The following is a 22,580-nucleotide window of genomic DNA, read 5'->3' as shown; positions in this document are numbered from 1 at the left end:
CTAGGCTCCAAATTCAACTAAGAACATTCCTAAAAATTTATTCTTAACTTTCCTATCATATACTTCAACTCTAAATCTTTTACCATCTTTATCAATAGAATATCTTTTAAATATATATTTTTTTCGAATATTCAGTCCTGACTCATTTTTATGTTTTTTATTGACATATCCAATGACATTAACCCGTACTCTTTTGTCAACTTGGACATTAAAATACTTTTTTACTTTTACTAAACTCCCCAAAGTCACATTTTTGACTTTTCCATCAACATTTACCTTTAAATGCCCATCAAATTTATCATACTCTAAATACTGAGGTACTAAAGTAGTAAGTCTACGATTACCATAATAGACTATATACTTTCCTTTTTCTTCAATGACAGTCATCACAGGTGAACTTGGTTTAAAACTTATTTTAGCCCCTTTTTCAACTGGAAAATAAGTTATGTGCGAGCGAATACGTGAAAGTGGTATAAATATCTTTTTATTATTAAAAGATATATAGATGTCATTATCTATAACATCCTTTAACTCCCTTGCATTGAGTTTAAATTTTCTTGTATACTCAATACCCATAATATCCATAAATTTTTCAAGTGCTAAAAGTTTATAATACACCCTTTCATGAACAGGCAATGATTTACTAGACTCATTTCCAAATGCAGCTTTGCCCTTACCAATAGCATAATAAGTCAAAGTTTTACTCATCTCTTTTTCTTCGTAAGTTTTTTTAAGATGTGTTTTTGTATTTTTTGTATGAAAAATATGCTCTTTTTTTAATAAGTTTTTATTAATATGCTTATCTACTTTTTTTGCAATCTCTTGTAAGTTCCCATAAGCGATACCTTTAACTTTTGCTTGATCAATGATAGTAGCTTGACCCCATTTTGAAGGGCGATGTTGTTTATCAACATATTTTTTTCTATAAAATCCACTTCCATCATGAAGATTGACAATCATCTTAATATTTTTTTCTTTAATAATCTTTTTCATTCTATCTATGGAATGAAAATCTGGGTCATTATTAGAAAGTTTTGCAAATTTTCTATTCATATCACCATTTGGACCACGATTACTTTTTATGATAGAGTAAAAGTTAAAATTTGGAACAATCCAAACAGAACCTTTCTTTATATCATAATGTGTGGAAAGAAGAGAAGCAGCCATAAATCCACCAGGCTCATCACCTTGAATTCCTCCAACTATAAATAAGGTATTATTGTCATCTTGTTGACCTTTTTTTATAAGAGTAAAATCAAATCCATCCGCAAAAACTAATCCTGTAAAAAGTATAAATATACTAAATAATCTTAACATGCCAAGGCTCAAATCTAACTCCATCTTTATTATTTATTGTGTATCTCATTGATATATACGATAATTGTCTTAATCTCCAGAACTCTTGAGTTCTTGCAAAAGAAACTGTAAAGTTCTTATAACCCCACCCTTTTTTCCCAATATCAAAATCACCTATAGAATGATAAGAATATGCAGGAGGTGCAAGTGAGCGAGAAGCTAACGTTAAATTGCCTTGTGTTCTTTTTATTTTATTGAAGTATAAATTCATTTGCTTTGGAATACCTCTTACACCTGAAGTAAGTATAAGTGAATTTCCTACATCTGAAATCACTCTATTGTAAGATTCATCAGAGTGTCCACGAAAAAGATAATGCCCTGTATGTTTTATTTTCATTACTTCTTTTTTATTAATATTGGTGGTAAGTGTTGGCATAGTTCTTTTTCCATAAAAGCCATGTTCACTTGGATCTGCGTAAAATATCTCTTCTATGAAAGCTAATTCTTCTTTAGTAAACTGTCCTATTTTAGAGTATCTAGTGGCCGTTTTTAACATATCATCAAATGATAATATATTAAAATGTCCATATCCTACAGCTCTTTTTACTAATTCAAGTTTTTTTTGAATACTCAAAAATACAGATAATTGTTTTTGATCTAACCAAACTGCATTATCTTCTTGTTTTACATTTGACATTGCAGACAAAGAACTTGCTGCAAGTAATCCTAAAAATGCTCTTCTATGCATCTCACACCTAATTAAAATGATTTTATCAAACAAAAAGTCATTATACCATTTTTTATATACTATTAGTTATTTTCACACTAAAATAAAAAAATACCTTTTAGTTGATTTTCTAACACTCAACAATATTAACTGCAAGTCCACCTTGCGAAGTCTCTTTATATTTATTCATCATATCTTTACCTGTTTCAAACATAGTTTTGATAACATTATCAAGCGAAACAAAATGTTTTCCATCTCCATTAAGTGCCATACGTGCAGCATTTACTGCTTTCATAGCAGCCATTGCATTTCTCTCTATACAAGGGATTTGAACCAAACCACCAACTGGGTCACATGTAAGTCCTAGATTATGTTCCATTCCTATCTCAGCAGCATTTTCTACTTGCTCAATCGAACCACCCATTGCTTCTGCAAGTGCTCCTGCTGCCATAGAACAAGCAACACCAACTTCACCCTGACATCCCACATCAGCTCCACTTATTGAAGCATTTTTTTGGTAAAGAATACCGATTGCTCCTGCTGTTAGTAAAAACTTGACAATTTTATCTTCATCATATTCTTTAAGTGAATTTCCTAAAAACCTATTCATATACTGTATAACTGAAGGAATTACTCCAGCAGCTCCATTGGTTGGTGCCGTTACTATCTTTCCACCACAAGCATTTTCTTCATTGACCGCAAGGGCCCAAAGGTTTATCCAGTCCATCACTTCAAGTGGATCAATCATTGAAAAACCATCTTTACTTTTGAGTCTATTAAAAATTTCGTTTGCTCTTTTTCTAACACCCATCTTTGGTAAAACACCTGTTGTTTCACACCCTATTTTTATACACTCTTCCATAACTTTCCATATCTCAAGAAGTTTTTCTTTTACTTCTTCCTCACTTCTGATACTCTTTTCATTTTCCATCATCAAAGTACTTATACTTAATGAATTTTCACGGCACTTCATTAATAATTCATCAGCTGAGTTAAAAGAATATGGTAAAGTAACACTCTCTTCATTTTCACTTTTACCTATATCCTCTTCATCCAGTATTGCACCTCCACCAATGGAATAATATGTTTTAGAAAGTAGAACTTTTCCATTTTTATCAAAAAAATGAAGCTTAATACCATTGGAATGAAAATCTAAAAATTTATTTGCATATAAAACTAAGTCTTTTGTAAAGTCAAAATCAACTCTTTTAATTTCTAAAAGATTGATTTTCTTATGTTCTAATACCTCTTCAAAACGTACTTTTGCTATTTTCATATTTATATTCTCTGGATTCATCCCTATCAATCCAAGAACGACAGCTTTATCACTACTATGTCCAATTCCTGTTGCGCCTAGTGAACCAAATAATTCTATTTTTATCTTGTGTGTATCTTGTAAAACATCTTTATCTTGTGCTATATTTACAAATGCTTGTGCTATTTTCATAGGTCCTACAGTATGAGAACTTGAAGGTCCAATCCCTATTTTAAAAATTTCAAACACTGAATTCAAACTATTCCTTTTTCTAAAAGTATTTCAACCTCATCAAGTGGCAAAGGTTTACTAAAAAAATAACCTTGCATTAAATAACATTTTTGACTCATCAAAAACTCTTTTTCTTTATGTGTTTCAACCCCTTCAGCTAAAACTTCCATACGAAGTCCATAAGCTAAGGCAATGATAGCCTCTGCTATAGCCTGATCTTTATAGCTACCTATAATATTTTTTATAAAAGCTCTATCTATTTTTAACTTCGTAATTGGAAACTGTTTTATATATGATAAAGATGAGTATCCTGTTCCAAAATCATCAATAGCAATAGCGATATTCATTTTTCTTAATTGATTTAAAATTTCTATAGATTTTGTTGGATTTTTCATGGCATATCGTTCTACTATTTCAAGCTCTATCCACTCAGCTTTACAAGATGTCTCTTTTAACATTTTTTTAATATAGTTAACAAAACCTTTACTTTCTAACTGTCTTGCTGCAATATTAATAGAAATTTTTTCAAGTCCATAACCTTTTTCTTTCCATTTAACCATTTGAGTGAAAGATTCATAAATAACTCTATTGCCTATTTCAACAATCAAATTACTATCTTCTGCTATTGGCATAAACTCATCAGGAAATATCAAACCTTTAGAAGGGTGTAACCATCTTATCAGTGCCTCAACCCCCACAATTTTTCCACTTTTTGTATTGACTAAAGGCTGATAATGAGATAAAAACTCTTTTTTTTCTATTGCTTCATGTAAAGATTTTTCTACTTCTATTCTTCTTTGTATTTCATCATTTATTTTATCTGTAAAAAATTTATATCTATTTTTCCCATTTTCTTTTGCTTTATACATAGCAATGTCTGCATTTTTTAAAAGTATTTGTACTTCTTCTCCATTATCAGGATAAATACTCACACCAATACTCAATGAAACTTTATGTTCAATTTTATTTAATAGTATTGGTTTTTTCATTGATTGTTGTATGATATCTAGTACTTTAGTAATATTTTTTGCATCTTTACAATTATCTAAAAAGATTATAAACTCATCTCCACTTAATCTAGCAACCATATCTGATGATCTTACAGAGTTTTTAAATCTCAAAGCCACTTCTTGTAGCAAAATATCCCCAACATCATGGCCTAAACTATCGTTTATACTTTTAAAATTATCTATATCAATAAACATTACAGCAATTTTAGTATTATCCCTTTTTGCTCGAAGTATTGAACTTTCTAACTTTTGAGACAATAGAATTCTATTTGGTAAAGAAGTTAAACTATCATGTCCTAATTGATAAATTAACTGTTCTTTTTGTTCTGAAGTTTGAATATTTTTATCAATTAAATCTTCATGATATAACTTTAGTATTCTTCTTAGTTTTACAAAAACAAAGAGCGTTGCAATCATTACTAATACTGCAATTATAAGAGTCATTATACTTATGTCTTTTATAGTTTTATTTAATTTTTTTTCAAGTAATTTATCTTTATTTGTTATTTTCTGAAGTACCTCTTTATAAGTAAACCCTGTTCCAATTACCCAAGAGAGTTCTGGAATATCTTTTATATATGAAGTTTTGAGTTCTTGCTTTTTTATAGTAGGGTCATATATTGATATATACGTCATAAAAAAACCCTCTTTTAGTAATTCTGCACCTTTTATCATATTTTGAACAATATGCACATCATTAGTAACTGTATCCCACATATTAGTTCCAATAAGGTTTGTTTGAATATGAGAAATAACTTTGCCACTATAATCAAAAGCAAAGATATAACCCTTTTCACCATACCTTGTATTAAATAAAAGTTTTTTCATCTCTTCTCTAATACTTTCATTGATATCTTCTTCATACCTAGCAGTCCCTATAAAAATACCAAGTGGTTCAAACTGTTTTATATAACCAATCTTCTTCTTTAGTTTCACTTCATTAGGTTTATTCCAATACCACTCATGAAAACCCTCTTTTTTCTCTCTTATCAGTTGTAAAATAACTTCCATTGTAGATGTCTTTTTTACATCTTTAAAATCATGTATGTTCCTGCCTTCTAAAGATGGCGTAGGAGGCAAAAGAACAACATTTCCATCAAAATCATATATAAAATAATATCCGCTTAAATTATCAAAAAACCTTATATCTCTAAGTCTGTCTTTTATCTTTTGTAAAATTTCTTTTTTAGAAAGATTTTTATTGTTATTATATGTATTTTCTATCATTTTTATTGGAAAATTTGCTAAACGTTTTACTTCATTTCTAGCTTCTCGTTTTAATATTTTTTGATTTATTCGTATAAAATTGGAAGCTTCAATAATTCTTTCTTGTATATCTGTTTTTGATATTTTAATAATTTCTGAGCGAACATCTCTCAAGTCATCTTCAAAATTAGCTTTTTGTTGTTCAATAAATATTTCAATAAAAAGAAAAGCAGTGATAAGTATTCCCAAAAGTGGCAAAATAACTATCCATTTAGTTAAATTTTTATTTTTTTTATAATCCATTATATATGCCTTCTCTAATACTTAATGCTATTATACACTAATTCAAAATTCTTTTGATGAGCTTATATAGAAGTTTTTCTCTCTTTTTATTAGTGTTTTTTACAGTAAATTATTCATAATTTACTCAAAATATTATATATGATACAATAGCGCTGATAAAAAGAATTGATTTTATTCAAGGGATACCCAATATGCAAGAGTTATGGAACGAAAAATTTTCTCGTGATGGATTTCTTTACGGTACAGAAGTTAACAGTTTTATAAAAGAAAATGAAGACATTTTTAAAAAAGATTTTAAGGTTTTATGCTTAGGTGAAGGGGAAGGAAGAAATGCTATATTTTTAGCAAAAAAAGGTTTACATGTAGAAGCTTTAGATGCTTCTGATATTGGCCTAAAAAAACTTCAAAAACGCTCACTTGAAGAAAATGTTGCTATTACTATAAGGCATACACTTTTAGAAAACTGGCAACCTCATGGTAAGTATGATGTAATCCTCTCTACATATACTCATGTTGATCAAAATGAACAAACAGATATGTTTGTAAAAGTATTAGATGGTTTAAAAAGTGGTGGTTTTTTTATAGCAGAATTTTTTAGTATAGACCAACTTCATTTTGAAAGTGGAGGGCCAAAAGATATAGAGTTACTCTATGATTTGGGAAACTTATATCAACTATTTTTTAATCTTCCTTGTACCATTTATAAACTCTCTCAAGAGATAATTGAACTTAAAGAAGGTAAAGGTCATAATGGGGAAGCAAGCGTTATTAGGATAATTTTAAAAAGAAACTAACTTTAGCTTTACTATCTCACTTGGGGCTAAAATTCTTATAGGTGGTCCCCAATATCCTGCTCCTGCATTTACAAAAATTTGCGTTTTTTCAGAGTGTTGATACAAACCAGCAAGATAAGGTTGGTCCAATAAAACCAAAAGTCCAAAAGGGAAAATTTGACCTCCATGCGTATGCCCACTCAAAATCAAATCTATCTTTTCATTTTTCAACTCTTTTGTAATTTTTGGCTGGTGAGCTAATAGAACCGTAGGTAAATCTGGATTTACCTGTAAAAGTGCTTTTTGTAAGTCAGGTTGCAATAAATCAAGTCTTCTTCCCATTAAATCTGTGATGCCTGCTAAATTTATTTGGTTATTTATAACTAAACTTTCATTTTCTAAAACCTTTACATGTAAAGATTTTAAATGCTCACATATAGCTTCAACTCCATGAAAATACTCATGATTTCCACTCACGAAATAGACACCATATCGAGCTTTTATATCTTTTAAACTCTCCAATTTATCCCCAATTTGACTTACATGTAAATCAACCAAATCACCAGTAATCACTACTATATCAGCATCAAGAGTATTTATCGGCTTTACTATAGAATCAAAAAACTCTTTTCCTAAACTTTTTCCAATATGCACATCACTAATTTGCACTATGTTTAACTCTTTTTTTAAGCCTTTTATCTTTACTTCCACCTCTTTTATAATAGGCTTTTTAAAACCATTTATAAACCCTCGCAACATATAGGAAAAGGCTAAAATCAACATAGTCACATCAAGTATGGTTTTTAACATCAATCTTCTTGATTTATCAAAAGGGACTTTGCTTAAAGGTATGTGAAAAAGGTCATAAACCAAAGAGATACAAAAAAGCATAAAAGAGATACCAATAAAAGAGGAAAAAAGAAGATATAAAGAGATATCCATATCACCTGAGCGGAGTTTGAAAAAGAAAAGAAGTTCACACAAACTTATGATTATAATAGACCATTTAATCAATTTTGTATGGTTTTTAAACATCTCTATTTTACAAAGAAATCGACGATAAACATAAAAATTTATCCCCAACAATACAAGTGTAGCAACAATGGCAAATAAAATACGAAAAATACTCATTTATAATCTTTTTAATAGATTATATAATCTTTTTTTAAATATAAAATATATTCTATAACTTAAATGAAATTTCTGCCTATTGCTACAACAATAACCCCTAAAACCATAGAAGCTAATATGCTTTTAGTTTTATACATGCAAAGTGCTATAAAAGCAGTCGCTACAAAACCTAAAAGTCCTTCTTTTAATATAGCAGGGGCTATGAGGGATAATAAAAGGGTTGATGGCAGATAATCCAAAAATACTTTTACATTTCCTTCATTTTTTAATCTATTGGAAAAAACAAGACCAAAATAACGCAGGCTATATGTTCCAATGGCAACACAAAAGATAATAAAAAGTGCATTTAAATCTATATTATTCATCTTCATCCTTGTGCAAATATACAGCACTAAAAGAGCCTGCAAGTGCTCCAAAAACTATATAGAACTTTCCAGCTATAAAATACTCAGCTACAATGGCTACCAAAGCAGCTATAACCCAAGGGATGAGATTGTTTTTTCCATGATACATGTTGAAAGTAAGTGCTGTAAAGATAGCGACAAAAGCAAAATCAAGTGCGTACTTAGAAGGATCACTTATAAACTCTCCAAGAACAAATCCAGCACTTGTACTAGCACTCCAGATAAGAAGCAAACATACACCACCACCAAACAAAAACAGAGGTGTTATATCTTGCTTTTTAGCCTTAGCGATAGTTACCGCCCAGTTTTCATCTGCACACAGATGCATATAGGCAAGTTTCTCTTTTTTGGAACTGTTCTGAAACAGTGTACTTAGAGATGCTCCTATCAAAAAGTAGCGAAGATTTATCATAAGAGCTGCTAAAATGATACCAAGTACATTCAAGCTATCACTCCACATTTCAATTATAATCATTTGTGAAGAGCCTGCAAATATAAAAACATTCATAAGCATCATCTCATAAAACTCAACTCCTGCTTGTGAACTCATCATGCCACAAACTGAACCATACGCTGCAACACTAAAACCTATTGGGATATTGGCTACAAAGCCATTTTTAAAATCATTTTTCATGAGAGTATTTTATCTTTACATGTAAAGATAAATCTTGGACGAGATTGCTATTTAAAAAAATTTTGATACTGTTTTGGAGTAGCCCCTGTTACTGCTTTAAACCTTCTATGTAAATGGCTTTGATCATTAAAGCCACAATCGTATGCTGTAGTAATGATACTCTCACCTTTTTGTAAAGAGTGTTTAGCCCTTTCAAGACGTCGTAACATGAGATAAGCGTGTGGGGAGATAAAAGTCTTTTCTTTAAAAAGTCTCAAAAAGTGATATTTGGAGACATCAAGTTCACTTGCAATATCATCAAGACTCAAATTAAGCTGATAATTATCATTCATATACTCTTTGGCTTTTTGAATCATTGTATCATGTGCTGTTAATTTAGTATATATCTTAGCACTTGTGTTTTCTAAAAATATTTTATTGAGTAATTGCACTAATCGGCATTCAAAATCTAACTTAGAAATTTGCTTTTGCTCATCTTGTTCTACAAGATTTAAAAGTTTTTGAGCTAATTGTTTATCTTCTAACAGTCCTTTATTGAAAAATATCTCTTTATTATTAAAACTATTATGCAGAAGTTTTTGAATATATGAGGGTTTAAGATATATAGAATAAGATTGATACTCGTTTTTATACTGACTAGCATTAGAATGAACTTCATCGGGATTTATAAAAGTTACATAAAAATTATTTATTTTTTGTTTTGAACCTTTTAAAAAAGAGTCCATCACTCCATGTTTAATTATGCTAACAGTATGTTCATCATGTATGTGCTTATCAAAACCACAATTATTTAAATGTGATTTATAAAAAGTTACATCTTCTTGTATATTTGGTTGCCAAAATTTGACACTATAGCTACTTTTTTTATCTTCCATAAAAAATTATATCATTTTTTTTACAATAAAAATTGTATGAAATTGCTAGTTTATTTTGACATAAAGCACAATTACTATGTAATATACTCATACGCAGTTACTCCATAAACACTTTTAAAATGCCTATTTAAATGAGAAAGATCTGTAAAACCAAATTCCACAACAGTTGCATATAAGTCTTTTGTCATATCAAGATGTTTTTTTGCATGAATCATCTTTGAATTTAAAAAATATTGGTATGGAGTTATTCCCGTATTAGATTTAAATATGCGAATAAATTGAAATTTTGATAAATTCAATTCTTTTGATATCTCATCAAGGTCTAAAACTTTATCAAGATTGTAGTAAATAATTTCTTTTGCTTTTTTAATAAGTCCTATCTCTTTTTTATAATCTAAGCAAAAATCTTTTGAAGTAAAATTATCTATTACATTCAAATATAATTCATTACATAAAGCAATATCTTTGTTATTTAAGATTGAAAAAGAAAGGTTTAATATATCATTTTTTAACTTTTCTTGATAGACAATAGGCTGAGTAAACTTAACAATATCTTTTTTTTCTAAAGCCTCTAAAAATAGTTTTGGTTTAATATATATCATTACATAATCTAAACCTTCTTGATACTCTTTTGCATGTCCATCATGAACTTGTTCAGGATTAAAAAGCATTACTCCATTTTTATAAGATGCATGAAAATTTCCATCTAAATAATACTCTTGAACACCTCTTAAAGTTACCCCCAAAGCATACTCTTCATGAGAATGTTTTTTATATGTAAATTTACTCATACTTGCTGATAATGCAGTAATATCAAGTTTATTTTTGTATATAAATTTATCCATTTTTCACTCAAAAATTAGTTATTCCTGAAATCATAATAGCACAATATACTAAAAATAACGACATAAATGTATTTGTAATTTTTTGATATCTTTGTAAAAATACTTTCAAAATACTACCAAAAAGTACCCACGCAAAATATGACATTGTACCTATTATAAATACAATAAATGCAAATAAAAACAATTCATCAAAAGAGCTATGATAAGGCATAACAAAACTTGGAATCACAGTTACACAAAACAAAACAACTTTAGGATTTATAAATTGCATAACAAACCCTGTTTTAAAAGAAGCAAAATCTTTTTTACTATTTGATGAACTATCCATTGTATAGATTTTATAAGCCAAATACAAAATATAAATTGCCCCAATAATTTGCATTATTATGATAAATTTTGGTAATACTGTTGCTAATACTGAATTTAATACAACAGATAATATCATGATGATACCAAATGCTATAGAAGAACCATAGCAAAAATTTATTGCTTTTTTTATTCCATAATTATGAACAGTTGATAGAGTAACAATATGTGTTGGTCCTGGTGAAAAAGTTATAATAAAACAATAAATTATAAAAGATGTTATACTCATAACTACCCCTTTGATTTCAGAATAGTTCATTATATATTTTAATTAATATTTAGCATAGTACATTATTGCAATCATATTAATATATCTAGTATAGATTTTAAAATGAAGAGCTCTATACGAACGTTGAAGTTTGAACTTTATGTGATTTATTAAAAAAAGGGAAGACTACGCCTTCCCTTAAAGTCTATTTTATACTTTTAAAATAAGTTTTTGTTTCGCTTGATATCACTTTTGAAAGAATAAGAAGTGCTAAAAGATTTGGTATAGCCATCAAACCATTTGCGAGGTCTGAAAAGTTCCAAACAAATTCTAACTTCATCATCGCACCCACCATAACTACTGCTATGAAAAGTACACGATATAGTCTTACAAATTTTTCACCAAAAATAAACTCAAATGCTTTTTCACCATAATAACTCCAACCTAAAATTGTAGAGTATGCAAAAAGTACAGTTGCTACGATGATAACATATCCACCGATATCCCCTAAATGATATGAAAAACTTTGCATTGTCAATAATCCTGCACTCACGCCCTCTTGCCAAAATGGAGAGATAAGGATAATAAGAGCTGTCATAGTACAAACAACTAGTGTATCAATAAAAGTTTGAGTCATACTCACTAGTGCTTGTTTTGCTGGGATATTTGTTTTAGCTGCAGCTGCTGCGATTGGTGCTGAACCAAGACCTGATTCATTTGAAAAAACACCACGAGCCACACCAAATCTAATAGCTGCTGCCATTGTAGCACCTGCAAAACCACCACCAGCTGCAATTGGATTAAATGCATGATAAAAGATTAGACCAAAAGCTCCACTAATTTTATCTACATTCATAACTAAAATAGCCACTGCACATACAATATAAGCAACAATCATTACAGGAACCAATTTTGATGTATATTTACCTATAGATTGAATTCCACCTAAAATAACAACAGCAGTAAAAGTCAACATAATAGTACCTGATACCCAAGTTGGGATACTCATTTGAGAATTAAGAAGTGTTGCAACTGCATTTGATTGAGTCATATTACCAATACCAAATGCCGCACATGCTGTAAAAATAGCAAATGCCATACCAAGTTTTGGTAGTTTTGCACCATCTCTAAGATAGTACATTGGACCACCTTTCATACCATTTTCACCAACTTCACGGTATTTAACAGCAAGAATTGCTTCAGAATATTTTGTTGCCATTCCTACAAGTCCTGTTACCCACATCCAAAAAACAGCTCCTGGTCCACCAAGAGTAATAGCAGTTGCAACACCTACGATATTTCCGATACCTACCGTTGCAGCAAGTGCTGTCATGAGTGCAGCAAAGTGAGAAATATCTCCTTCACCCTCTTCTTCTTTTAAAAAGATAAGTTTTATAGCATGAGGTAATGCCCAAAATTGCATACCTTTTAAAATAATAGTAAGATACAGCCCAGTTCCAACTAATAATATAAGCATAGGTGGGCCCCATACTATACCCGAAAGTGTTGAAACTAAATTCTCGATATACTCCATATATTCCCTTTTGTAAATTTTTTCTATTAAAGATTAATAACCATCAAAATGTTTTGTTTTTGGTAAAACTAAATTTAAAATAATCCCCACTATAGCTCCAAGACCAATTCCTGAAAATGCTACGCCACCAAAATTAAAAGTCATACCACCAATAGCAAAAACCAAAATCATAGAAACAATAATCATATTTCTAGGATCTGCTAAATCAACTTTCTCTTTTATAAGTGTTTCCATACCAATTGAAGCAATAATACCAAATAAAAGTAGCATAACTCCACCCATAACAGGCATAGGAATAGTCGAAAGAAATCCACCAAGTTTTCCTACAAATGCTAAAACAATTGCAAAAATTGCAGCCCAAGTCATGATTGCTGGATTGAATGCTTTTGTCACAGTAACCGCCCCCGTTACTTCAGAATAAGTTGTATTTGGTGGTCCACCAAAAAGTGCTGCCGCTGAAGTTGCAATACCATCACCTAAAAGAGTGTTTTTAAGTCCTGGTTCTTGTAAATAATCTTTTTTTGTTACATTTGAGATAGCTAACATATCCCCTATATGCTCAACTGCTGGTGCAATTGCAATAGGTAAGATATAAATAATAGCTTCCCAGTTAAATTCAGGTGCCACAAATGCTGGCATAGCAAACCAAGCAGCATTTGTTACTGCATCAAAATTGACAATCCCAAAGAAAAGTGCCACTACATAACCAGAAAAAATACCACAAAGAATAGGCAATAATCTAAAAATTCCTTTTCCCATAAGTGTTACTAAAACTGTAACTGCTAAAGTGATAAGCGAAACCGTTATAGCCACTGGAAACTCAACAATAACAGTACCATCAGCTAATTGTCCCATAGCCATATTTACAGCAACTGGAGAAAGAATAAGACCAATTGTCATAATAACTGGTCCAACAACAACAGCAGGAAGTAGCTTATGTAAAAAGCCTGAACCTCTTAAACGCACTATAAAACTTAGTATGACGTAAAATAAACCAGCAGCGAAAAGTCCTGACATAGTCCCAGCAATTCCCCATGTTTTTACCCCATAAATAATTGGAGCTATAAAAGCAAAACTAGAAGCTAAAAAAATTGGAGGAACTGTTTTTCTATTTACTAATTGAAATAGAAGTGTTCCAAGACCTGCTGTAAACAGCGCAACATTTGGGTTAAGTCCGGTAAGAATAGGGACTAAAACAAGCGCACCAAACGCAACAAACAAAAACTGAAGACCAACAATGCTATCTTTCAAGCGAAAGTTATAATCCGTACTTTGCATATACTACCTTTTATTAAATTTTATTTATTACAATAAACTCTTACTTCTTTATCAATTTCAAATATTTCATTTAAACTTTTTGGATTGATGTTTTCAAAATACCTAAATGCTTTTTTTGTAAACTCTGCTAACTCAAGTATATTTAATTGTCCTGCAAAAAATTTATTTATTGCTATTTCATTTGCAGCATTTATCACGACACCTCTATGAGGTTCTTTTAAAATTTCATCTTTTATTTCCCAGATAGGGTATCTCTCTTGCGTAATTTTTCTAAACTCAAGACTACCAGCTTTACATAAATCTACAGGAGGTAAGATTTGCTCATCTACTTTTCCAAGAAGTGCATAGGATATAGGAAGTTTCATATCTGCATTTGCCATATGCGTGGTTGAGCTTCCATCTTTAAAGTTTATCATAGCATGCATAAGAGATTTTGTTTCCATAATAGCATCTAATTTATCTATACCAAATAACCACTTTGCTTCAAGAAGTTCAAAAAGTTTATTAGTCATCGTTGCACTATCGATGGTTATTTTTCTTCCCATAGACCAATTTGGATGTTTTAAAGCTTGTGCAGGAGTTTGAAGCGCTAACTCATCAAGTGGTGTATCTCTAAATGCACCACCACTTGCCATAATAGTCATACTCTCAATTTCTCTTCCATTTAAAAGATACCACAAACCAAAATGTTCACTATCTATTGGTGTTATCTCTTTACAATTAAGAAGATGCCCAGCAACAACTAAAGACTCTTTGTTTGCAAGTGCTAATTTTTTACCAAGTTCCATTGTTTTTAAAGTAGGAGCAAGTCCTGCAAAACCAACCAAAGCATTAACTACTAAATTTGAAGATGCAATTTCAAGTATTTCTAAAATACCCTCATTGCCATAATATACATTTTTATGCTCAACTTCTTTTACAAATTCTTTCGTTGCTACGCAAACATATTTTGGGTTATGTTTTTTTATCTGTTCATTTAAAAGTTTTACATTAGTTCCTGCAACTAGTGCTTCTACATGTAAAGAAAACCTTATAGCAACTTTAAGGGTATTTACCCCAATTGAGCCAGTAGAGCCTAAAAGTATCACCTACGATAATCCTCGAAGAATTACAAACATAAAAATAACTGCAAAAAGGTACCCATCTAATCTATCTAAAAAACCACCATGTCCAGGGAAAATAGTTCCACTATCTTTTACTCCTGCCTCACGTTTTAAATAACTTTCAAACAAGTCACCCCAAACAGAAGATGCAGAAACAAGTAAAGAGGTTACAAGTGCTATTTCTACAGGGTAAAAAACCATACCGATAAACGTACCTGCAATGGTAGCTATAAAAATTCCACCTACAACACCTTCCCACGTTTTATTTGGTGATGTTGGAGAAAAAGGAGTTTTACCAATACTTTTACCTACAAAATAAGCCCCAGTATCAGTAGAAGCTACAACTACAACTAGCCAAATAAGTATTGACATCCCAAAATCTTTATAAAGAGTTAGAAGAAACAGCATAGAAATAGATGGATAAAGAAATGGAGCTAATGCTTCATATTTTACATCTTTCTTATGCGCCATAGTAGCTATTAAAACAACTAAAACAATAAAAATCAGCTCTATTGGGTGAGGATAAAAAGCTGCTGCAATCCAAATTAATAAAGCATAAACGTAAAATTTATTATCTTTCTCACCAAAAAGTTTCATCGCTTCATAAAAAGCAAACATATAACAAATGCCAAGAATTGCCCATGTTAAAAATAGGCTATCCATAATAGCCATTAAAATAGCAATTCCCATAAGAACTAGACCAGTTAGGACTCTTTCTTTATTAGAATCATATATTTTTTTAAAGTCCATAGTTATCCTAATTGTAATTTTCTTCTATATTATCCAATAAATAGTGAGTTTTTGCTTAGAGTATTTTAGACTCTTATATCTAATAATGAAGTTGGTGGAGTTTCATCATCGTCTGATTTTTTTAATCTTTTGTGTTTAGTATCTCTTGTAATTTGTTCTTCTTTAGCACCTGTTTCTTCTTCATTTTTCTCTTTTTCGTGCTCTTTTTCTGGATCAATTTTATATGTTTCTTCCGTAGGTCTGATTTCGCGTACTTCTTTACCTTTTTCGTTAGTAGCAGCACTTGCCGCAACATTTTGCATATCGATTCTATTTTGAAAATCTGTCTGCTTTACTGCAGCTGCATTCATGTTTTGATTTGTATAAATCGCTCCACCTATTGGACTTACTGCCATAATATTTCCTCGTTTTCTTTTCTAATCCTTATCTACATGTAATGTTTTATAATCTACATAATTCACGTTTGCACCATCTCTTATTTTAACGTTCCTTCTTTGAGTATAATCGACCAAATATGAACTTTTTGAAGTTACAGAAAAATCTACACAAAGCTTTGCTGCAAAATTTAATACACTTTGAGGCACTGTATCTTTATCTGTTCTTATTATAACATGAGAAGAAGGAATATCCTTAATATGTAACCATATATCCCGTTTTTTTGCCTCTTTTAGTAACTCAATGTTACCTTTTTCATTTTTGCCCAACATTACTTTAAATCCCTCTATAAAAAAACTTTCATAAGAGACTTGTAACTTTTTAGTTTTTTTAGAATGTCGCTGGCGAGGAAGAAGTATGTTTATCTCGGATTCATCACTTGCACTCTCTATTGCACTTTGCATTTTTTTATAAAAATCTATTTTTTCGTTTAAATTTTCTCTCTCTTTATAAAGTGATTTTGCTTTTCTTTTTAATTTTTTTGAACTATCAAAAAGTATATTTCCAATCTCACTAGGAGTTCTTGCTTCTTTTGGCACGACTATCTTGACAAGATTTCCTTCAAAATCTTTTAATTCTATCTCTTGTTGATACGCTTTTACAAGATGAAGATTACTTAAAACCAAAGTCCCCCAAAAATTAAGCTTTTCACTTTTTGCTAATAATTCTTCTTCGTTATCTAGCTTATTTAAAAGTTTTTGTAATTTATCTATTTTTTTTTGAAGAAGTATCAATCTTTGATTTTTGATTTGATTGAGTTTAATTTGTGCACGTTTTGTATACTCATTATGTAAGTAAACTTCTATATCTTCGCCTATATTTGAAGGTTTTTCTTCAAACTCCCGTACAGGTAACTCTTCTAAATGCTCTCCAACTTTAATCGAGCGATATGAAACACTAGAGTCAATGTGTCTTAGTGCTTCTAAAACAATATCATTATCGTCTAAAACAATAGCATTAGTATTACGTCCTGTAAATTCAAATTGCAAAGTTGTTGTTTGTGCTTTATAACTTGAATTAGAATTTACGCTCATACGTAAAATCCGATTCCCCTCACTTACGTCCAAAGAGATAATACTACTTCTATTAAATCTTTTATACAAAACTACATCAAAAGGAGCATTATAAACTTTGGCACGTCTATATTCATCTTTTTTAAAAATATGAGAATCTCCCCTTTTCATATCAAAAAAAAGTACTTCTCCTTTGTCAAATACTATTTTTATAATGCTATCGTCAACTCTACCAATAGAAGAGACTGCTTTAAATTTTTTTAAATATTGGGTTACTTGGATTAATTCATTTCTTTTCATTTTTCTTTCTCCTTTTATCTGAACAAGTCCAGACAAAATTCCTTTCACTAAAGCTTCAACTTTGTTGAGATTTTCTTTACCTTACTTCTTCTTTATCTGAACAAGTCCAGACAAAATTCCTTTCACTAAAGCTTCAACTTTGTTGAGATTTTCTTTACCTTACTTCTTCTTTATCTGAACAAGTCCAGACAAAATTCCTTTCACTAAAGCTTCAACTTTGTTGAGAATATTTGTATCTTATTTCTTTTTTTATTTGGGATTATATCATTAACTAAACAAAAACTACACATTATTACTATATAATAAAAATATATGATTTTATAAGGGGTATATCATGAAAAGAAATGTTGGAACATTAGATAGATTTTTAAGGTTGATGATTGGTATTCCTATTATGGTTTATGGTTTTTTTCATTCTATTATTCTATTAGTTGTAGGTGCAGTTATCTTTATCACAGGAGCTCTAGGCTGGTGTGGACTTTATACTCTAATAGGATTGGATTCTTGTAAAAGTAAAAATAGCGGTAAAGACTGCGAACTATAAATGTCTAAATACCTTAGATATTTTTTGATGATAAATAAAGAAGGAAATTGCTTTCCTTCTTTATCATATATATTTTAGATACAGTTCCACTCTGCTGGCCCAGTAGTGTGAATAGAAACACCCTCTGTATCAACAGCAACAGTAACAGGCATGTCTTTTACTTCAAATTCGTAAATAGCTTCCATACCAAGTTCTTCAAATGCAACTACTTTAGCATCTTTAATTGATTGTGAAATCAAGTATGCTGCACCACCAGTTGCGATTAGATACATTGATTTGTATTCTTTAATTAGGTCAATAGTTGGTTGCTTTCTTTCAGCCTTACCAATCATTCCCATAATACCAATTTCCATCATGTCTTTAGTAAATTTATCCATTCTTGTTGAAGTTGTAGGTCCCGCAGGTCCAACTTTTTCATCTCTTACAGGATCAACAGGTCCAACATAATAAATAAATCTATCTTTTAGCTCAACACCATTTGGAAGAGGTTTATTTGCATTTTTGTACTCAACAATTTTCTTATGCGCAGCATCACGTGCAGTTAAAATTTTTCCTGAAAGAAGTAGAGTGTCACCTGATTTAAATTGAGATAAATTCTCTTTTGTTAAATCTTCGATATTTACTTTTTTAATAGTATCCATTGGCAATTCAAGATCTGGCCAAATATCTAAATCTGGTTTTTTAAATACTGCTGGTCCATCACCTTTTAATTTAAAGTGAATGTGTCTTGTTGCCGCACAGTTTGGAATCATAGCAACTGGTAAAGAAGCAGCGTGACATGGGTAGTCTAAGATTTTAACATCTAAAACTGTAGTAATACCACCTAATCCTTGTGCACCCGTACCAATTTTATTGATATCTTCATATAATTTTAGTCTTAATTCTTCTAAAGCATTTTGAGGACCTCTTGCTTTAAGTTCATGAATATCTACTTGACCCATTAAAGATTCTTTTGCCATTAGCATAGATTTTTCAGGATTTCCACCAATACCAATTCCTAGTATTCCAGGAGGACACCAGCCAGCACCCATTTGTCTTACATTATCCATAACCCAATCATATACAGAATCACTTGGATTTAAAACAGTAAATTTAGATTTATTTTCACTACCGCCACCTTTTGCAGCAACTGTGATTTCAATCTCATCTGAATTATCCACAGTATAATGAATTACTGCAGGAGTATTGTTTTTTGTATTTGTTCTTGCACCTGCTGGATCAGCTACGATAGAGTATCTAAGAGTATTAGATGGATCTTGGTAACCTAAAGCAACACCTTCATTAATAATATCTGTTAATTCATCTGTAATTTCTAGATTTGCTTTTGTTCCTACTTTAATAAAAACATTTACAGAACCAGTATCTTGACAGATTGGACGATGTCCCATAGCACACATTTTTGAGTTTATAAGAATCTGACCAATTGCATTTTTAGCTGCTTCAGACTTTTCTACTTCATAAGCCTGAACCATACCTTTTACAAAATCCTCTGGATGATAGTAAGAAATATACTGAACTGCGTCAGCAATACTTTGTTTTATGTCATTTTGTGTAATTTTTCCCATTGACCTCTCCGTGTTAAATTTTGTCAATTGTATCAGTACATAGGGGATATTTTTAGGATATAATTTATAAAAAAAAGGTAACTCTATGATTTTAGATTATGAAAAGATTAATGAATTAGACAGATATAAAGTTATGTCTGATACAGTAGTACCAAGACCTATCGCATGGATAGTAACTGAAGATGATGGTATTATCAATGCCGCACCATTTTCATACTTTATACCACTTTCAAGTAATCCAGCAACTCTGATAGTGGCAATTGGAGAGAAAACTCCAGGTGTCCCAAAAGATACTTTAGCCAATATACAAAAAAATAAAAAAGCTACTATTTGTTTTCCAAACAAAGACAACCTTGAAAAACTAAAATTATCTGCAACCCCACTTAGTAAAGAACAAAGTGAAGTTATACAATACCACATAGAGACACAAAAACTCTTAAAAGATTTCCCACCAATGATAAGTTCTTCTCAGAGTGCATTGTTTTGTAACTATTATAGTACAGTACAACTCCCAGGTAAAACTACCCCTATTATTTTAGAAATCAAAAAACAGTTTATAGAAGACAATAGAATAGATGAAAATTCTCATATACATGTAGAAAATGTAGGAAGATGTGGAGCATTTTTTTCTGCTATGGTTAAAATTTAATAAAAATTAATTTATTTTATTAGTATAAAATTTAAATATTTTTTTAATAAATAGCTATTTTTACGCAATCTATGTTATAATTTTTTCGCATGATATTTAAAAGATACTATCTAACATCCAAAAATCAAGGGAGAGCTATATGCTTAGCTTTTTAAAAAACACAACGAAAAAGAACATTGAAGAAGAGTGTCAAAATCCTATTGTCACCCTTCTTTTGAAAAAATCTGAAATCAATAGTGCTAAGCTAAAGAACCTCTCAATAACACCAAAACTTGTTATGGGCTTTATCTCACCATTACTTGATTTTTCAGAAATTTCATCACAAATTAAAAGTGCCTTGCCTTCTGAAACGACTCTCATACTTTCTTCAACGGCTGGCGAACTTTGTAGTTTTGATAAAACAATCCCTTTAGATAATCTCTACTCAGAAGATAACACTGAAAATATAGTTCTCATGTTATTTGATTCAACTATGATAAGTGATGTTTTTGTTGCAACGATTCCTCTTGAGAGTGAGGATATGGCTACAAGTTCTTTAAGTGCAAACCAAAGAATTGACAATATCGCAAAAGAGATCAAAAAAATTAAAGTTCCTTTTAAAATAAATCACGAAGATACCATTGGATATACCCTCATAGATGGTCTTTCTGCAAGTGAAAGTTTTTTTATGGAAGCAGTATACAATGTAGGTAATTTTCCTTGTTTACTTGTAGGAGGAAGTGCTGGTGGTAAACTCGATTTTCAAGCAACTTATATCTATGATGGCAAACGAATTTTGCGTCATCATGCAATAGTTACATTTATTAAATTTAAACCACAATACCGTTTTAGTATTTTTAAAAGTCAAAATTTTAGAAAAACTTCTACAAAATTTACCATTCTTGAAGCCAACTCTATTAAACGTACAGTTACTGGTATCTTAGATACTCAAACAAATAAACATATTAGCTTCGTAGAAGCTTTGTGTTCCCACTTTTCTTGTTCAGTAAATGAACTTGATGCAAAACTAGCTAATTTTACTTTTGCTATAGAAATAGATGATGAACTTTATATACGTTCAGTTGCATCAGTAGATGATAGCACTGTACATTTTTATTGTGATATTGAAGCAGGAGAAGAGCTTTTTCTTTTAGAAAAAACAGATTTTGTAAATACAATACAAGGTGACTATGCACAATTTAGTAAAAACAAACCAAAAGCTATTGGAGCCATATTTAATGACTGTATTTTAAGGCGTCTTTTTAATGCCACTTCACTTAACAATCTTCACACTTTTAAAGATGTCCCTGTCGTTGGTTTTTCTACTTTTGGAGAACTTTTGGGAATCAATATTAACCAAACACTTACTGCTATCTTTTTTTATAAAAAAGATAAAGATGAATTTATAGAAGGGGAGTATCTTAGTGATTTTGTTCAAAAATATGCTGGGTTTAAAAGCTATTTTCTTCTGAGAAAAATCAATCGTCAAATGATGGTTGAAAATATCAATAATGCAATGCTTGTTCAAATGAAAGAAAGTATGCCGGTTATCCAAAGCATAGGAACTACTCTCTCTCATGCCGTTGATGCTATTAATCAAATCGAAAACCAACTCTCATCAGTCAAACAACAATTTAGTAATTTTTCAACTGATATGGAAGAAAGTAGTGAAAAAAATGCTCAACTTATAGTAGAGTCAGAAAATCTCACTACCTATGTTCATGATATTCGTTCTGTTCTAGGAATCATTTCAGATATTGCAGACCAGACAAATCTACTAGCACTGAATGCAGCAATTGAAGCGGCACGTGCAGGAGAACATGGACGTGGTTTTGCTGTTGTAGCCGATGAAGTACGAAAACTTGCAGAGAGAACACAAAAAAGTCTTCTTGACACAAACGTATCTGTAAGCACTGTTGTTCAAGCTGTTGAAAATATTAGTGGCACTATGAAAGAGATAAGCGATGGTATTACAGAGATGTCAACAAGTAGCTCAAATTTATCTGGTGAGATGAATGAGCTTTCTAGTAAAAGTAAAACTATTTCAAAAGAGTTACAATCACAATCACTACTAACTGATGAACTCAATAATGAACTTGAGAAATTATCAGTATATGAAAAAACACTTGATATATTAAATAAAAAGTAAAAAATTATCTTTTGAGA

Annotated in this window: 21 protein-coding genes; 4 read left to right on the top strand and 17 right to left on the bottom strand. The window is 30.6% G+C overall.

Features of this window, described 5'->3' with window-relative positions:
* From K354_RS0108470 to K354_RS0108455, 4 genes are all read right to left on the bottom strand, one after another.
* A complete protein-coding gene (locus K354_RS0108470) occupies positions 1 to 1,341 on the bottom strand; it encodes a M99 family carboxypeptidase catalytic domain-containing protein (RefSeq protein ID WP_174377781.1) in 1,341 nt (446 codons plus the stop codon).
* A complete protein-coding gene (locus K354_RS0108465; protein WP_024955072.1) occupies positions 1,301 to 2,044 on the bottom strand; it encodes a M15 family metallopeptidase in 744 nt (247 codons plus the stop codon). The genes K354_RS0108470 and K354_RS0108465 overlap by 41 nt, the downstream gene beginning before the upstream one ends.
* 109 nt (positions 2,045 to 2,153) lie before the next feature.
* Positions 2,154 to 3,527, bottom strand: a complete 1,374-nt coding sequence (locus K354_RS0108460) for an L-serine ammonia-lyase (protein WP_245600596.1) — start codon at positions 3,525 to 3,527, stop codon at positions 2,154 to 2,156.
* A 5-nt stretch (positions 3,528 to 3,532) separates the two neighbouring features.
* Positions 3,533 to 6,028: a bifunctional diguanylate cyclase/phosphodiesterase gene (locus tag K354_RS0108455; RefSeq protein ID WP_024955070.1), complete on the bottom strand. Its 2,496-nt coding sequence runs from the start codon at positions 6,026 to 6,028 to the stop codon at positions 3,533 to 3,535.
* Positions 6,029 to 6,219: 191 nt separating this feature from the next.
* On the opposite strand from K354_RS0108455, the gene K354_RS0108450 reads away from it, so the two are divergent.
* Positions 6,220 to 6,822 (top strand): SAM-dependent methyltransferase, encoded by a 603-nt coding sequence (locus tag K354_RS0108450; RefSeq protein ID WP_024955069.1) that lies wholly within the window; start codon positions 6,220 to 6,222, stop codon positions 6,820 to 6,822.
* Here K354_RS0108450 and K354_RS0108445 read toward each other — a convergent pair.
* The 12 genes from K354_RS0108445 to K354_RS0108385 all read right to left on the bottom strand — a co-directional run bounded on the left by K354_RS0108445 (position 6,808) and on the right by K354_RS0108385 (position 17,677).
* Positions 6,808 to 7,932, bottom strand: a complete 1,125-nt coding sequence (locus K354_RS0108445) for a metallophosphoesterase (RefSeq protein ID WP_024955068.1) — start codon at positions 7,930 to 7,932, stop codon at positions 6,808 to 6,810. The genes K354_RS0108450 and K354_RS0108445 overlap by 15 nt on opposite strands.
* A 59-nt stretch (positions 7,933 to 7,991) precedes the next feature.
* A complete protein-coding gene (locus K354_RS0108440; protein WP_024955067.1) occupies positions 7,992 to 8,297 on the bottom strand; it encodes an AzlD domain-containing protein in 306 nt (101 codons plus the stop codon).
* Entirely contained in the window at positions 8,290 to 8,970 is a 681-nt protein-coding gene (locus K354_RS0108435) for an AzlC family ABC transporter permease (RefSeq protein WP_024955066.1), read from the bottom strand. The genes K354_RS0108440 and K354_RS0108435 overlap by 8 nt, the downstream gene beginning before the upstream one ends.
* 47 nt (positions 8,971 to 9,017) lie before the next feature.
* On the bottom strand, positions 9,018 to 9,845 hold the full coding sequence (locus K354_RS0108430) for a helix-turn-helix domain-containing protein (protein WP_024955065.1): 828 nt from the start codon (positions 9,843 to 9,845) through the stop codon (positions 9,018 to 9,020).
* 74 nt (positions 9,846 to 9,919) lie between these two features.
* Positions 9,920 to 10,690 (bottom strand): AraC family transcriptional regulator, encoded by a 771-nt coding sequence (locus K354_RS0108420; RefSeq protein WP_024955064.1) that lies wholly within the window; start codon positions 10,688 to 10,690, stop codon positions 9,920 to 9,922.
* A 7-nt stretch (positions 10,691 to 10,697) separates the two neighbouring features.
* A complete protein-coding gene (locus K354_RS0108415; RefSeq protein WP_024955063.1) occupies positions 10,698 to 11,285 on the bottom strand; it encodes a LysE family translocator in 588 nt (195 codons plus the stop codon).
* 184 nt (positions 11,286 to 11,469) lie between these two features.
* Positions 11,470 to 12,798 carry an alanine/glycine:cation symporter family protein gene (locus K354_RS0108410; protein WP_024955062.1) on the bottom strand — a complete coding sequence of 443 codons (1,329 nt, stop codon included), beginning with the start codon at positions 12,796 to 12,798 and terminating at the stop codon, positions 11,470 to 11,472.
* Between the two features lie 33 nt (positions 12,799 to 12,831).
* Positions 12,832 to 14,076, bottom strand: coding sequence for a uracil-xanthine permease family protein (locus K354_RS0108405; protein WP_024955061.1), 1,245 nt, complete (start codon positions 14,074 to 14,076; stop codon positions 12,832 to 12,834).
* A 20-nt stretch (positions 14,077 to 14,096) separates the two neighbouring features.
* The gene (dxr, locus tag K354_RS0108400; protein WP_024955060.1) at positions 14,097 to 15,164 is read right to left on the bottom strand and encodes a 1-deoxy-D-xylulose-5-phosphate reductoisomerase; all 1,068 of its coding nucleotides are present in this window, start codon (positions 15,162 to 15,164) and stop codon (positions 14,097 to 14,099) included.
* Positions 15,165 to 15,929, bottom strand: a complete 765-nt coding sequence (locus K354_RS0108395; RefSeq protein WP_024955059.1) for a phosphatidate cytidylyltransferase — start codon at positions 15,927 to 15,929, stop codon at positions 15,165 to 15,167.
* A gap of 65 nt (positions 15,930 to 15,994) precedes the next feature.
* The gene (locus K354_RS15165; RefSeq protein ID WP_024955058.1) at positions 15,995 to 16,324 is read right to left on the bottom strand and encodes a hypothetical protein; all 330 of its coding nucleotides are present in this window, start codon (positions 16,322 to 16,324) and stop codon (positions 15,995 to 15,997) included.
* Between the two features lie 21 nt (positions 16,325 to 16,345).
* Positions 16,346 to 17,677: an NFACT RNA binding domain-containing protein gene (locus K354_RS0108385; RefSeq protein ID WP_024955057.1), complete on the bottom strand. Its 1,332-nt coding sequence runs from the start codon at positions 17,675 to 17,677 to the stop codon at positions 16,346 to 16,348.
* A gap of 334 nt (positions 17,678 to 18,011) precedes the next feature.
* On the opposite strand from K354_RS0108385, the gene K354_RS0108380 reads away from it, so the two are divergent.
* Positions 18,012 to 18,221, top strand: a complete 210-nt coding sequence (locus tag K354_RS0108380) for a YgaP family membrane protein (protein ID WP_024955056.1) — start codon at positions 18,012 to 18,014, stop codon at positions 18,219 to 18,221.
* 74 nt (positions 18,222 to 18,295) lie between these two features.
* Here the strand turns inward: K354_RS0108380 and K354_RS0108375 are convergent, their stop codons facing one another.
* Entirely contained in the window at positions 18,296 to 19,786 is a 1,491-nt protein-coding gene (locus K354_RS0108375) for a fumarate hydratase (RefSeq protein WP_024955055.1), read from the bottom strand.
* A gap of 85 nt (positions 19,787 to 19,871) precedes the next feature.
* Here K354_RS0108375 and K354_RS0108370 point away from each other — a divergent pair, with 85 nt between their 5' ends.
* Positions 19,872 to 20,435: a flavin reductase family protein gene (locus K354_RS0108370; RefSeq protein ID WP_024955054.1), complete on the top strand. Its 564-nt coding sequence runs from the start codon at positions 19,872 to 19,874 to the stop codon at positions 20,433 to 20,435.
* 139 nt (positions 20,436 to 20,574) lie between these two features.
* Positions 20,575 to 22,563 (top strand): methyl-accepting chemotaxis protein, encoded by a 1,989-nt coding sequence (locus K354_RS0108365; RefSeq protein WP_024955053.1) that lies wholly within the window; start codon positions 20,575 to 20,577, stop codon positions 22,561 to 22,563.
* Positions 22,564 to 22,580 lie beyond the last annotated feature (17 nt).

Source organism: Sulfurospirillum arcachonense DSM 9755, assembly GCF_000597725.1.
GTDB classification, from domain to species: Bacteria; Campylobacterota; Campylobacteria; order Campylobacterales; family Sulfurospirillaceae; genus Sulfurospirillum_A; species Sulfurospirillum_A arcachonense.
Note: the sequence above shows the minus strand (reverse complement) of the source record. Positions and strands in the feature narration are given on the sequence as shown.